Here is a 12,775-nt window from a genome sequence, read left to right as displayed (position 1 = left end):
TGCACGATGCGCTTTTGACCCATGTCAAAGTGACTACCTTTGTGATCTGGAAGAAGACGCCGTGATATAGCTACATCTGGAGCCAGCCCGTGAGCGATTCCGACCCCGCACCCAGCCTATACGCCGCACGAGAACCCATATTTCCGCGGCGCGTTTCCGGGCCGTTCCGCAATCTGAAATGGATCATTCTCGCGGTCACATTGGGGATCTATTACGTTACCCCATGGATCAGGTGGGACCGAGGCCCCAGCCTGCCGGATCAGGCGGTGTTGCTGGATTTAGCCAACCGCAGGTTCTATTTCTTCTGGATCGAAATTTGGCCGCATGAATTCTATTTTGTGGCCGGTCTGTTGATCATGGCGGGCTTGGGGTTGTTCCTGTTCACCTCGGCGCTGGGCCGCGTGTGGTGTGGCTATGCCTGCCCGCAAACGGTATGGACCGACTTGTTCATCCTTGTTGAGCGCTGGATCGAAGGGGATCGCAACGCCCGCTTGCGGCTGCACCGGCAAAAGAAACTGGATTTTCACAAGGCCCGTTTGCGACTGACCAAATGGACCGCGTGGTTTCTGATCGGTCTGGCGACCGGCGGCGCCTGGGTATTCTACTTTGCTGATGCCCCGACGCTGGCCCGCGATCTTGTAACCGGTAACGCTCATCCTGTTGCGTACACAACGATACTGATTTTAACCGGCACGACCTTTCTGTTCGGTGGGTTCGCGCGCGAGCAGATTTGTATCTATGCCTGCCCGTGGCCGCGCATTCAGGCCGCTATGATGGACGAAGATACCTTGGTCGTCGGGTATCGCGAATGGCGGGGTGAGCCGCGCGGCAAGGGCAAACGGACTGCAGATTCCGAGCTTGGGGACTGCATCGACTGCATGGCCTGCGTCAATGTTTGTCCGGTTGGGATCGACATTCGCGATGGGCAGCAGTTGGAATGTATCACTTGTGCGCTGTGTATTGACGCCTGTGACGACATGATGGCCAAGATCGGCAAACCACGTGGTCTGATCGACTATATGGCGCTGAGTGACGAAACGCATGAGCGGGCAGGGCAACCACCCAAGAATGTCTGGAAACACATTCTGCGACCCAGAACCATCATGTACACGGCCCTGTGGTCACTGGTCGGCTTTGGGTTGCTGTTTGCCCTGTTCATTCGGTCCGACATCGAAGTTACTGTAGCACCGGTGCGCAATCCGACCTTTGTCACCCTGTCCGATGGCACAATCCGCAATACCTATGACGTGCGCTTGCGGAACAAACATGGCGAGGAACGGCTGTTCAAGCTGTCGCTGTCTGGTGATCCGGCAATGCGCATCGTGATCGAGGGCACCGCGCTTGATACAGTGAATGTGACGGCAGATACTGCCCAGTTAGAGCGTGTGTATATCATAGCGTCGAAAGACACGGACCCGGCAGCTGCTGGCGCGACGCCGGTTCGGATCTGGATCGAAGACCTGGAAAGCGGCGAACGGGCTTACAAGGATACGACGTTCAATGGACGAGGAAACTGACATGGCCGAGCGTCAATTTACCGGAAAGCACTTTCTGGCGATCTTTGTCGCCGCTTTCGGGGTGATCATATCAGTGAACCTTTTGTTGGCCTACAACGCCGTCAAAACTTTCCCGGGGCTCGAGGTCAAGAACTCTTACGTCGCCAGTCAGGAGTTCAACGACCGCCTGAAAGTGCAACAGGCACTGGGTTGGGAAATCCGGGCCGAGACCAAAGGTGGTCTGCTGATCTTGCACATCAACGACCGAACGGGGGCGCCGGTCCAGGTTGCCGAGTTGCAGGCGGTTGTCGGCCGGGCGACGCATGTGAAAGAGGATTTCACCCCGGATTTCACCTTTGACGGCACCGCCTATTCCGCACCGGCGGCGTTGGGTAAAGGGAACTGGAATATCCGTCTAGTGGCCAAAGACAGCAGCGGTGCCGAATTTGCGCAACGGGTTCCGTTGTATGTGAAAGGGTAGGGAATGACCGCTCAGCTCAGCTCAGGTACGGCGGCGTGTCCCGGTTGCATCGCAGCTCCGACGGAACCGGCGCGCCCCATTCCCGAGGATGTGCAGATAGCCTTGTCCTTGCCCGGCATTCACTGTTCGGCCTGTATTGCGAATGTTGAACGCGCGCTGAACGCCCATCCGGGGGTCGATGATGCACGGGTAAATCTGACCCTCAAACGTGCGATGATCAAAGCTGCGCCTGAGACGCATGCCTCCGACCTGATCCCGGTCTTGGAGCGCGCGGGGTACGAGGCGCATGAGCTGGACCCGGGCGCTTTGTCGGCCACCCAATCAGACAAGGCCGGGCGCGATTTGTTGATGCGGCTGGCGGTGGCCGGGTTTGCATCGATGAACGTAATGTTGTTGTCGGTGTCGGTCTGGTCTGGGGCTACCGACGCGACGCGGGACATGTTCCACTGGATCTCGGCGGCCATCGCGCTGCCTGCAATTGCTTTCTCGGCGCAACCTTTCTTTGCTAACGCCTGGAGCGCTCTGCGCGTCCGTCGATTGAACATGGATGTGCCGATTGTACTGGCGATCCTGTTGGCGCTGGTCACATCGCTGTGGGAAACCGCGTTGAGTGGCAAACATGCCTATTTCGACGCAGCCTTGACGCTGACGTTTTTCCTGCTGGCCGGGCGGTATCTGGATTACCGCACCCGCGCTGCGGCGCGATCTGCAGCAGAAGAGCTGACAGCCTTGGAAGTACCGCGCGCCATTCGGCTGGTGGATGGCGTTGAAGAAGAGGTTTCCGTTGCAACACTTGCTGTCGGTGATCTGGTCCTTGTTCGGCCCGGTGGGCGGATGCCGGTGGATGGTGAAATCGTTTCGGGCAAATCGGAACTCGACCGGTCTTTGTTGACCGGTGAGACTTTGCCTGCCTTTGCCGAAACCGGACTTGCCGTCAGCGCAGGTGAAGTCAACCTGACAGGCCCGCTGACGGTCCGGACGACGGCGGTAGGCGAGGATACGTCCCTACACCGTATGGCGGATCTTGTGGCCATCGCTGAATCTGGTCGATCCCGGTACACTTCGCTGGCCGACAAAGCGGCCAAGCTTTATGCCCCGGGGGTTCATATCCTGTCTGCGCTCAGTTTCCTCGGTTGGTACATCTATTCGGGCGATATTCGAACCGCGCTGAACATCGCCGCGGCGGTTTTGATCATCACCTGCCCCTGTGCGCTTGGGCTGGCAGTGCCTGCGGTGACCACTGCGGCCTCGGGGCGGCTGTTCCGCAAGGGGATGCTGATTAAACATGCCACGGCGCTGGAACGTCTTGCCGAAGTCGATACGGTTGTTTTCGACAAAACAGGGACGCTAACCTCTGGAACACCGGAACTGACCAATCTTGCGGATCATTCGCGCGGCAATCTCGAAGTTGCGCTTGCACTGGCCGAGGCGTCTTCGCACCCATTGTCGGTGTCGCTTGCCAAATCCGCCAAAGAGGCCGGGATCAAACCTGCCAGACTTGAGGATGTGGTCGAGGTTCCGGGGTATGGAACCGAAGGAACCTACCGTGGTCAGCGCGTGCGCCTTGGGCGCGCCGGTTGGACTGGCGCAACTGAGGGTGATCAGACGGCAGCCTGGTTGGCAGTCGCGGGTCAGGCACCGGTTGCGTTTCTATTCTCGGATTCGCTGCGCGCAGGCGCGGCTGAGGCTGTGCATGCGTTCCGTGACGCTGGAAAGAGTGTTGTTCTGATTTCGGGCGATACGCGGGGCGCGGTCCAATCGCTGGCCGACAAGCTTGGAATTGAAACATGGATTGCAGAAGCGCTGCCCCAGGATAAAGCCACGCATGTGCACGACCTCAGCGACCAGGGCCGCCATGTCCTGATGATCGGTGACGGGCTGAATGACACCGCTGCGCTGGCAGCGGCGCATGTGTCGATCTCTCCCGCATCGGCGCTGGACGCGGCGCGGGTGGCCTCTGACATCGTGCTGCTGGGCAACGACCTGTCGCCGGTTGCAGATGCCTGTGACACGGCCGTCAAAGCGACGAAAAGGATTCGCGAGAACTTTCGTATTGCCACGGTTTACAATATCATCGCGGTGCCCCTGGCCGTGGCCGGGCTTGCCACGCCGTTGATCGCGGCATTGGCGATGTCGACCTCGTCCATTACCGTGTCCCTGAACGCCCTGCGCCTGAGGTAGTTGTTATGGAAGTTTTGGCCTATCTCATACCGATTTCCCTCTTTTTGGGCGGGGTTGGCCTTGTGGCGTTTATCTACACGGTCCGGTCGAACCAGTATGAAGATCCCGAAGGCGACGCACGGCGCATCCTGAGCGATGAATGGGATGACAAGCCCAAGCCCTGACCGCTCTTGAAATTGCCGCAATGCCCGGTTATGTCCGGCCCATCCGCTAGCAGAGAGAACCAAGCCAAATGGCAACTATGAATCCGATCCAGTTCATTCAGCAAGTCCGTGCCGAAGTCGCAAAGGTCGTGTGGCCCACGCGCCGCGAGGTTCTGCTGACAACGGTCATGGTGTTCATCATGGCGGCGCTGACGGCCGTGTTCTTTGCGTTGGTTGACTTGGGCATTCGCGGCGGTCTGCAACTGATCCTGGGTGCGTTCGGTTAAGTCGACAGGGGTGTGGCGGAAACGCGACTGCCCTCTTGCGCAGCCCGCGATGTCAGAGTAGTTGACACGGTACTATTCGGAACGGGCGTGCGGCGATTCGGGCTGCGCGCCGCTTTTTATTCCGGATGACGTGATAGATTTTCAATGACGGATGTGTCTGGCCAACAGGACGCTCCGAAGGCAAACAAGGACGACAGGTTCATGGCGAAACGGTGGTACTCGGTCAGCGTTCTTTCGAACTTCGAAAAGAAGATCGCAGAGCAGATCCGCACGTCCGTGGCTGAGCAGGGCCTTGAGGATGATATTGACGAAGTACTGGTGCCCACCGAAGAGGTGATCGAAGTGCGCCGCGGCAAGAAAGTCACGACCGAGCGTCGCTTCATGCCCGGTTACGTTCTGGTGCACATGGAAATGTCGGACCAGGGCTATCACCTGATCAACTCGATCAACCGCGTCACCGGTTTCCTGGGCCCGCAGGGCCGTCCGATGCCGATGCGCGATGCCGAGGTAAACCAGATCCTCAACCGCGTTCAGGAAGGTGAAGAAGCACCCAAGCTGATGATCAGCTTCGAGGTCGGCGAGAAGGTCAAGGTCAATGACGGCCCGTTCGAAGATTTCGATGGGATGGTCGAAGGCGTGGACGACGAGAACCAGAAGCTGAAGGTTTCGGTTTCGATCTTTGGTCGGGAAACCCCGGTCGAGCTGGACTTTACTCAGGTCACGAAACAAAGCTGACCACGCTCTCAAGCAGTTGTTTTTAGCCGCGATGTCTGACGCATCGCGGCTTTCTTGTTTTATAAGGCAGTGTTGCAATGAGAGGGCGGAATTCGACGCTCACTTCGCGAACGTGCGTTCAAACTTCGCTGTCGCACGATCAGATGCCGCAGACAGAGCTTGTCCCTGACCCCGCCTCATGTAATGTCGCGCTGATGGCGGCCTTCGAGAGGAGGTCTTAATTGGGAATCGGGTGAAAAACCCGGACTGCCCCCGCAACTGTAAGTAGCCAGAGCCTTTTGAGCTACGAGTCAGGATACCAGCCATCATAGCGCAACCGCCGGGAAACTCCGGCCCTTCTACATGCGTCGGGTGGACGCGAAAGGAACTCTACAATGCATATCGAACCTGGCGTCGTTGATGGCGCGAAAATGGTCTTCGCCTATGGTACGGCTGCGGCCGCCGCAGGTTATTCCTTGAAATTGGTTAACGATGATCTCAAAGCTCATTCCATAGCGTCATTCTGCGTACGCTCTGTTATTGCCGCTATAGGCGTGTTCATCTTCTTCGAAGTCTTTCCGCATTTCGCTGTTGGCATCTCAGAGGTGCATTTCATACTTGGCACAACCCTGTTTTTGCTGCTTGGGGCAGGTGCGGCTGCGTTAGGTCTGGCTGGCGGTTTGGCAATCCAGGGCTTCTTGTTTGCCCCGTCTGATGTGCCAATGTACTTCGTCAATATCTCGACCCTGCTGTTCCCGCTATTCGCTGTGGAAGCGCTGGCCAGGAAGATTATTCCGCAGAGCGTTAGCTACGTCGATCTGCGGTATTCGGACGTGCTGAAATTGTCCGCCGTGTATCAAGGTGGTGTTGTTGCCTGGGTCGCTTTCTGGGCGATTTACGGGCAAGGTGTCGGCGCCGATAACCTCTCAGCCGTAACCAGCTTTGGCATGGCTTACCTTTTGGTTATCGTGATCGAACCGGTGGCTGACCTCGCAGTTCTGGCGGGAGCCAAAAGCCTGAGAGCGTTGACCGACAGAGGCATCTTCACTCACCGTTTGCACAACGCCGCTGCATAGATGCCAATTCAATGGTCTGTGGCGCACACCGCGCCGCGGACCGATCTGGACAGTACGCCAAACGGCAAAATTCCTTGGCGACGCTGATTTTGCGAACTTGATTTCTCCGGCAGGTCTTGGACCGCAGCAGCCGTTCCGAATTCCTAAAGCTGCCCACTTGCCAACACTGCCGTTCCCCTATAAATGCCGCCTCTATCGTCTTCGGGCGAGATTCTCTCGTGGGAGGTTGCTGGGATCGCGATCCCGGATCGGACCACGCAACAAAAACCGGGTGGAACGCGTTTCACCTACGTTGAAAGGAAAACCAAATGGCCAAGAAGCTTGCTGGTACAATGAAACTGCAGGTTCCTGCAGGTCAGGCGAACCCGTCGCCGCCAGTTGGTCCGGCGCTGGGTCAGCGCGGCATCAACATCATGGAATTCTGCAAGGCGTTCAACGCCAAGACCGCAGACATGGAGCAGGGCGCGCCTTGCCCGACCGTGATCACCTACTATCAGGACAAGTCCTTCACCATGGATATCAAGACGCCGCCCGCGTCTTATTACCTGAAAAAAGCAGCTGGTCTGAAGCCGGTTGGCAAGCGTAACCGTCCTCGCGGCGCGGAAAATCCAGGTCGTGAGACCGTGGCAACCGTGACCACAAAGCAGGTTCGCGAAATCGCCGAAGCCAAAATGAAAGATCTGAACGCCAACGACGTCGAAGGCGCAATGCAGATCATCCTGGGCTCGGCCCGCTCCATGGGCATCGAGGTGAAGTAAGATGGCAAAACTCGGTAAACGTACCCGCGCTGCGCGCGAAGCTGTCGCTGGCAAGGAAAACCTGTCGGTGGACGAAGCAGTTGCCCTGGTCAAAGCCAACGCAACTTCGAAATTCGACGAGACCATCGAAATCGCTCTGAACCTGGGCGTTGACACCCGTCACGCGGACCAGATGGTTCGTGGCGTTGTCGGCCTGCCGAATGGCACCGGCAAAGCGATGCGTGTTGCTGTTTTTGCTCGCGGCCCCAAAGCTGACGAAGCAAAAGAAGCAGGCGCAGATATCGTTGGCGCAGAAGACCTGATGGAAACCATTCAGGGCGGAACAATCGAATTCGATCGTTGCATTGCAACCCCGGACATGATGCCGATCGTTGGTCGTCTGGGTAAGGTTCTGGGCCCCCGTAACCTGATGCCGAACCCCAAAGTTGGCACCGTGACCATGGACGTGAAAGCGGCCGTGGAAGCAGCCAAAGGTGGTGAAGTTCAGTTCAAAGCGGAAAAAGGCGGTGTTGTGCACGCCGGAGTTGGCAAAGCGTCGTTTGACGAAGCCAAGCTGGCTGAAAACGTTCGTGCATTCGTTTCGGCAGTCGCCAAGGCCAAGCCGTCGGGCGCCAAAGGCACCTACATGAAGAAAATCGCGCTGAGCTCGACCATGGGCCCGGGTGTGACTCTGGATGTGGCTGCAGCAGCAGGCGAATAAGCCCAAGACAACAGCCTAAGATTATTGAACCCGGGTGGTGTGAACTGCCCGGGTTTTTTTGACCGAAAACGTTGACATTGAACTTTGCATTGAAACGGGCACCAAGTTCTGAGATTACAGTTTTGACGGTTCTGGTCGCCCGGTGGAACCAGTGAGGTCATCGAGCGGAGCGACGCAATTTTGAACGGTTTCAATGACATTTTGTTTCTTGTGCGGACAAAAGGATTTGGGGAATTGCCTCGCCTTCTGGCCAAGCAATTGTCGGATGCGGGTGCGCAGGTTGCGATTGTTGTAGATGAACGCGAGGGCCCGGCGGATTGTGCGCCCTATGCCAAGATAAGCCTGGACGAAGAGGCGCTGGCCGATCTGGGCATGACCGGGCTACCGGAAAACTGGGGCTGGTTCTGTGGGGACATGTGTTACTATTTGGCAGCGACCGCAATGCCCGGTTATTCCCGCTACGTACTGATCGAATCTGACGTATTTTTTCCTCCTTTGGCGGTAGAGCCTTTGATCGAAAGGTTGGTTGCGCATCCGGCGCAGGTGATCGCAGCGCAGCTGGGTTTGGCGGCGAAGCCCAAACGTTTTTCTCGGGGGTTGCAGCACTTTGGGATTGATCCGCGATGGGGATGCATATTTCCCCTGACTTCCGTCCAAAACGAGGCGGTAGAGGCCATGAAGGCACTTCGAATGGCGCATTTGAAACAATACCCCAAGGTGCAGCTGAACGATGAAGGCATTCTCGCAGGTGTCGTAGCTAAACACGGATTTAGATATGCGTCCTTGGAAGACGTCGCACCGGCACATGTCAGCGCAGAAACTTTCAACACCAACCCACCACATTTGTTTGAAGCACTGAGAAACGATGCACAGGAGCGCCGAGTATTCCATCCAGTCGTAGAGTTTGAAACGATATTGCGCCGTTTGGCGACTGGCGAAAAAGCTTACACGCGCCGCAGGCTGCGCAATGTGATCCAAACTGCTCCTCAGAACATGAAGCAGGAACTGTTGCAGCGGCTCTGAATCATTTGCTGATTTCAACGCCACACCGCATTGAGGCGAACACGCTAAATACTGCTCGAGACTCTGTTAGAGATAGGTGCGCAATACACCTGCCTCACGCGCGTTGATAGTTGGGACTGCGGTGCGTTGGAACGCATCGCTGATATCCTCAATAGACGGGAACAGCGCAAGAATCTCTGTCTGCTGCGGCGAGGACAGCGCATGTTTGGCATTGTCGCCATAGTAATAGCTTTCGGTCAGCGCGCCGTTGGACCGGACAATATGGTGCCGGTCGAACATGAAGTGGGTGTAGGTGATGCGGTCTGTCTGGCGGATCGAGATCCCCGGAAGGCCGCACAGGTGCTTGGCGGCCACGAACACTTCGGTGGATCCGAAGAGCATGTCGGTGGCCGGAGAACCAATCAGAATTCGATGCTGTTGCGAAACCACAAGCTCTTGTGCGTTCCCGATTGTTCCGGCTTCGATCACGACTGGGGCATAAGGCCCCTGGCCATGAACCTCAGTCGTTCCGATCCAGAGGATGGGTTGATACCCGCCGTCTCGGGTCCAGACACGTTGACCTTTTCTGAGGTCTTGCACCTCAATGGCACCATCGGCAGTTTCGATGAGAGTTCCCTGCCCGAAACAGGCCACGTAGTCAGTATACGCAGAAGACCCAGCATTTGAGCCACCGGTTTTGACATATGATGTGCCGGGTTCTAATGGCGCAGACGTAGCATAGCCCCAAACGTCCTGCGTCACGCCACCTTGGGAAAACACATAGATGGTGATTTCTGGCCCGGTCGGGTTGAGATCGTCATCCAGGGCTCGCACCGTGATGGTCGACTCTGATTCGACCTGCGTTCCATTTGCCACAATACCACCGCCATCCGTGATGATGTGGCCAGTCGGCTGGTCATCGTTGAAAATGTCAGGGCCGCCACTGGTGTCATCCAATGTAACGGTTGTCCCGGTGCCGCCCGAGTAGGTAAAGACGGTGCCATCCGGTGTGTCCGAGTTGTTAATGATTGAGCCCCCGACGGCGATGTCGTCAGCGTCCGCCGTATTTGGAACGAAAACAGCGACCAGGCTGGAGCTGTCCTGAGCAAAAAAACTGCGGAGTACCATCTAAGCGATTTACCTTTTACGTTCCGGTTGCGGCCGACCTAAACTGACAAAGGTCGTGTGAGCTGTGGTTTTGGATAACAATTTTTAGGATAGGGCGGTCAACTGTGATTTGCGCGGTGCTGCTCACAATCCCGTCATTCCGTTTGGCTATCCGGACTTTTCAAAGGTGCTGGAATGCGATCCGCAAGCGGTTGCCCAGTCTTTGCCTTTTGTCCTTTTCGAATTCGCTGCATTCGTGGTCAATCCGCCACAAAGCCAGCCAGTCCTTCAACAGCCGCCCGCGGATGCAGTAGTCCAAAATTTCGACATTGACCGGATGCCGGTAAAGGCGAAAGAACATATCCTTGTTTCTCTTCAGGATGCCGCTTCGGTCGACGTCCGACGCGATGCCGTTTCGAAAGATGTCCGCTTTCAGGAAATCGACGATGTCATAGACCGCCAGCTTGTCGCGGGCTTCGGTGAAATCCAGACCAATTGTTTTTCCTTGTCCGACGATCAGGTTCTGCCCGTGAAAATCGCCATGCGAAAACATGCGCAGGTCCTCGGTCCCTTTAAGTCGAGCCCCTTCGTCGAGCATCACGTTCACCATTGTCCGGCTTTGACTTGCGATGTCATTGGGAACGGCGGTTATCAGGTCACGCAGGCTGTCCGTCATCCACCTGGGGCGGAAGGCGTAGCGAATAGGTGGGTTGCGACTGTGAAGATCGTTCAACCATGATCCTGCGCGACGATACACTTGGGCGACCTGATCGTCGTCTTCACTGTTATAGATCAGATCAACGGCGGTTGGCCGATTGATGTACTCGGTCACCAGAAACGCGCCGCCCGGCGAGAGATAAACAGGCCGGACAACGCGCGAGGTGTCGTTTCCCTCAAAGTAACGATACAGTTCAACCAACAGGTCGTATTCATTCTTCAGCCGGTCCGTGTCGGGCGATTCAGTGTCGATCTTAAGAGCGAATGCCTGCGCGGCAGTGTATAGGATCACAACGGACCGCGTATCTTCGAATGCGTGCGATCGGTAAATGCATTCGTACCGGCGGATGGGTTCTTTCAGGAACCGGTCAGAAAACTCGTCTACATACGAGGCGACACGGGCATCTTCTTCGTCTGAAAGGGGTAACGTTCCAGCCAACGGGCCAAGTCCTGAGTGTTAATTTCCGGTTCCCGGACAGGATAGCAGTGCGGTTTCCGTGTCAACGAAAAGTCGGTGTTTTGACGCGGGCAACCGGGATTTTGCGAGCCGCATTCAGCCTATCCGCGTCTGCATTTGTACTGAGCTTGGGGCGGGGCGAAAACTGGTGCTCGGCGGAGGCTGTTGCGGACCCGCAGAATCCGCAATTTACCTCTTGGAAACCGGCCTCATCTGGCCTAAGTAAGGCTACGAAGTAAAGCGTGCGATTCGTCGTGCGCTTTATTTTGTTTCGTCCAAGACGGTGGGTGGTGCCATATGGCCCCTTAATTCCCTGCCTGAGACGGGTAAGACCAAAGAATTCTGAGGGTCCCACCCTCGGGCGCATTTTGGCCAATCCCGTAACAACGGACCTGAACGCTGGGGTTTCGACCTCGGCAAATATGAGCCGGGGTGAAACATCGCCCCAAACTTGGAGAGAACTGTGGATAGAGCCCAGAAAGAGAAAGTGGTCGAGGAACTCGGCCAAATCTTCGAAAGCTCTGGCGTCGTAGTGGTTGCTCACTACGCCGGTCTGACAGTTGCCGAGATGCAGGACCTTCGCGCACGTGCTCGTGACGCGGGTGGCTCCGTGCGTGTTGCCAAGAACAGGCTCGCCAAAATCGCCCTTGAGGGTAAGCCGTGTGAAAGCATGGCCGACCTGCTGACAGGGATGACCGTTCTGACCTATTCCGAGGACCCTGTGGCAGCAGCCAAAGTGGCCCAGGACTACGCCAAAGAGAACCAAAAGTTCGAAATTCTTGGCGGTGCAATGGGTGAGAACGCTCTGGATCGTGCCGGCGTCGAAGCCGTGTCGAAAATGCCTTCGCGCGAGGAGCTTATTGCTACTATCGCGGGCATGCTTGGCGCACCTGCTTCGAACATCGCTGGCGCAATTGGCGCACCTGCAAGCAACATCGCAAGCATCCTTTCCACCATCGAAGAGAAGGCGGAAGCTGCGTAAGCGGTTGGCACTGAATGATCTGCGTGGGGCATTTGCCCTGACGTTGGAACACACACTGTAAAACGGAAAGAGCTAATACAATGGCTGATCTGAAAGCACTCGCAGAAAGCATCGTGGGTCTGACCCTGCTGGAAGCACAAGAACTGAAAACCATCCTCAAAGACGAATACGGCATCGAGCCCGCAGCTGGCGGCGCCGTAATGGTTGCAGCCGGTGGCGACGCCGGTGGCGCAGCTGAGGAAGAAAAAACCGAATTCGACGTCGTTCTGAAGAACGCCGGCGCTTCGAAAATCAACGTGATCAAAGAAGTTCGCGGCATCACCGGTCTGGGCCTGAAAGAAGCCAAAGAGCTGGTCGAAGCTGGCGGCAAGATCAAAGAAGGCATCGACAAAGCCGAAGCCGAAGAGATCAAAGGCAAGCTGGAAGCAGCTGGCGCCGAGGTCGAACTGGCCTAAGCCGGTTGTCAGATGCATCGCCGATGCATCGCAGAATTTGGCTGGTCCCGGAGAAATCCGGGTCCAGCCGAACCTGTCTTAGAAAGGGCCTCATGGGTTGGGGTGTTTTCTAAGACGCGGTTCGCGGATCGGGAGGCTACCATTCGGGACGGTGGCCACGAATTGATCCGGACGTGTCGTCTCTAATGTGCAAGATGCCGGGGCCCGACGGTGTCTTTG

Annotated in this window: 14 protein-coding genes and 1 riboswitch; of the genes, 12 read left to right on the top strand and 2 right to left on the bottom strand. The window is 56.7% G+C overall.

Translation table 11 applies throughout. From position 1 onward, the window contains the following. Window positions 1-89 precede the first annotated feature (89 nt). From ccoG to GOW16_RS16590, 10 genes are all read left to right on the top strand, one after another. Window positions 90-1,517: a cytochrome c oxidase accessory protein CcoG gene (gene ccoG, locus GOW16_RS16635; protein WP_170417047.1), complete on the top strand. Its 1,428-nt coding sequence runs from the start codon at window positions 90-92 to the stop codon at window positions 1,515-1,517. 1 nt (window position 1,518) lies between these two features. Then, window positions 1,519-1,977, top strand: a complete 459-nt coding sequence (locus GOW16_RS16630) for a FixH family protein (protein ID WP_170417460.1) — start codon at window positions 1,519-1,521, stop codon at window positions 1,975-1,977. Between the two features lie 3 nt (window positions 1,978-1,980). Then, window positions 1,981-4,158 (top strand): heavy metal translocating P-type ATPase, encoded by a 2,178-nt coding sequence (locus GOW16_RS16625; protein WP_170417045.1) that lies wholly within the window; start codon window positions 1,981-1,983, stop codon window positions 4,156-4,158. Window positions 4,159-4,163: 5 nt separating this feature from the next. After that, window positions 4,164-4,322: a cbb3-type cytochrome oxidase assembly protein CcoS gene (gene ccoS, locus GOW16_RS16620; RefSeq protein WP_170417043.1), complete on the top strand. Its 159-nt coding sequence runs from the start codon at window positions 4,164-4,166 to the stop codon at window positions 4,320-4,322. Between the two features lie 68 nt (window positions 4,323-4,390). Continuing rightward, window positions 4,391-4,588: a preprotein translocase subunit SecE gene (secE, locus tag GOW16_RS16615; RefSeq protein ID WP_058272489.1), complete on the top strand. Its 198-nt coding sequence runs from the start codon at window positions 4,391-4,393 to the stop codon at window positions 4,586-4,588. 201 nt (window positions 4,589-4,789) lie between these two features. Next, window positions 4,790-5,323 carry a transcription termination/antitermination protein NusG gene (gene nusG, locus GOW16_RS16610; protein WP_152459924.1) on the top strand — a complete coding sequence of 178 codons (534 nt, stop codon included), beginning with the start codon at window positions 4,790-4,792 and terminating at the stop codon, window positions 5,321-5,323. Window positions 5,324-5,501: 178 nt separating this feature from the next. Continuing rightward, window positions 5,502-5,644: riboswitch (cobalamin riboswitch) on the top strand. Window positions 5,645-5,697: 53 nt separating this feature from the next. Beyond that, window positions 5,698-6,378, top strand: coding sequence for an energy-coupling factor ABC transporter permease (locus GOW16_RS16605; protein ID WP_170417041.1), 681 nt, complete (start codon window positions 5,698-5,700; stop codon window positions 6,376-6,378). A 308-nt stretch (window positions 6,379-6,686) separates the two neighbouring features. Beyond that, entirely contained in the window at window positions 6,687-7,136 is a 450-nt protein-coding gene (rplK, locus tag GOW16_RS16600) for a 50S ribosomal protein L11 (protein WP_113791694.1), read from the top strand. A gap of 1 nt (window position 7,137) precedes the next feature. Further along, on the top strand, window positions 7,138-7,836 hold the full coding sequence (gene rplA, locus GOW16_RS16595; RefSeq protein ID WP_170417038.1) for a 50S ribosomal protein L1: 699 nt from the start codon (window positions 7,138-7,140) through the stop codon (window positions 7,834-7,836). Between the two features lie 234 nt (window positions 7,837-8,070). Next, complete coding sequence (locus GOW16_RS16590) at window positions 8,071-8,859, top strand: hypothetical protein (RefSeq protein WP_170417036.1); 789 nt, start codon at window positions 8,071-8,073, stop codon at window positions 8,857-8,859. Window positions 8,860-8,925: 66 nt separating this feature from the next. On the opposite strand, the gene GOW16_RS16585 is transcribed toward GOW16_RS16590, so the two are convergent. Next, a complete protein-coding gene (locus GOW16_RS16585; RefSeq protein ID WP_170417034.1) occupies window positions 8,926-9,966 on the bottom strand; it encodes a Hint domain-containing protein in 1,041 nt (346 codons plus the stop codon). Between the two features lie 160 nt (window positions 9,967-10,126). Then, a complete protein-coding gene (locus tag GOW16_RS16580) occupies window positions 10,127-11,101 on the bottom strand; it encodes a phosphotransferase (RefSeq protein ID WP_170417032.1) in 975 nt (324 codons plus the stop codon). A 481-nt stretch (window positions 11,102-11,582) separates the two neighbouring features. On the opposite strand from GOW16_RS16580, the gene rplJ reads away from it, so the two are divergent. Further along, on the top strand, window positions 11,583-12,101 hold the full coding sequence (rplJ, locus tag GOW16_RS16575) for a 50S ribosomal protein L10 (protein ID WP_170417030.1): 519 nt from the start codon (window positions 11,583-11,585) through the stop codon (window positions 12,099-12,101). An 80-nt stretch (window positions 12,102-12,181) separates the two neighbouring features. After that, window positions 12,182-12,556, top strand: coding sequence for a 50S ribosomal protein L7/L12 (gene rplL, locus GOW16_RS16570; RefSeq protein WP_170417028.1), 375 nt, complete (start codon window positions 12,182-12,184; stop codon window positions 12,554-12,556). Window positions 12,557-12,775 lie beyond the last annotated feature (219 nt).

It is taken from the genome of Ruegeria atlantica (assembly GCF_013033965.1).
GTDB classification, from domain to species: Bacteria; Pseudomonadota; Alphaproteobacteria; order Rhodobacterales; family Rhodobacteraceae; genus Ruegeria; species Ruegeria atlantica_D.
The sequence above is the reverse complement of the archived record's forward strand: the minus strand, read 5'-3'. Positions and strand labels throughout refer to the sequence as shown.

Excerpts from the sequence above, each read along its gene's own strand:
- GOW16_RS16630 (WP_170417460.1), top strand. The coding sequence starts at position 1,519 with ATGGCCGAGCGTCAATTTACCGGAAAGCACTTTCTGGCGATCTTTGTC.
- GOW16_RS16625 (WP_170417045.1), top strand. The coding sequence starts at position 1,981 with ATGACCGCTCAGCTCAGCTCAGGTACGGCGGCGTGTCCCGGTTGCATC.
- ccoS (WP_170417043.1), top strand. The coding sequence starts at position 4,164 with ATGGAAGTTTTGGCCTATCTCATACCGATTTCCCTCTTTTTGGGCGGG.
- secE (WP_058272489.1), top strand. The coding sequence starts at position 4,391 with ATGGCAACTATGAATCCGATCCAGTTCATTCAGCAAGTCCGTGCCGAA.
- nusG (WP_152459924.1), top strand. The coding sequence starts at position 4,790 with ATGGCGAAACGGTGGTACTCGGTCAGCGTTCTTTCGAACTTCGAAAAG.
- GOW16_RS16605 (WP_170417041.1), top strand. The coding sequence starts at position 5,698 with ATGCATATCGAACCTGGCGTCGTTGATGGCGCGAAAATGGTCTTCGCC.
- rplK (WP_113791694.1), top strand. The coding sequence starts at position 6,687 with ATGGCCAAGAAGCTTGCTGGTACAATGAAACTGCAGGTTCCTGCAGGT.
- rplA (WP_170417038.1), top strand. The coding sequence starts at position 7,138 with ATGGCAAAACTCGGTAAACGTACCCGCGCTGCGCGCGAAGCTGTCGCT.
- GOW16_RS16585 (WP_170417034.1), bottom strand. The coding sequence starts at position 9,966 with ATGGTACTCCGCAGTTTTTTTGCTCAGGACAGCTCCAGCCTGGTCGCT.
- rplL (WP_170417028.1), top strand. The coding sequence starts at position 12,182 with ATGGCTGATCTGAAAGCACTCGCAGAAAGCATCGTGGGTCTGACCCTG.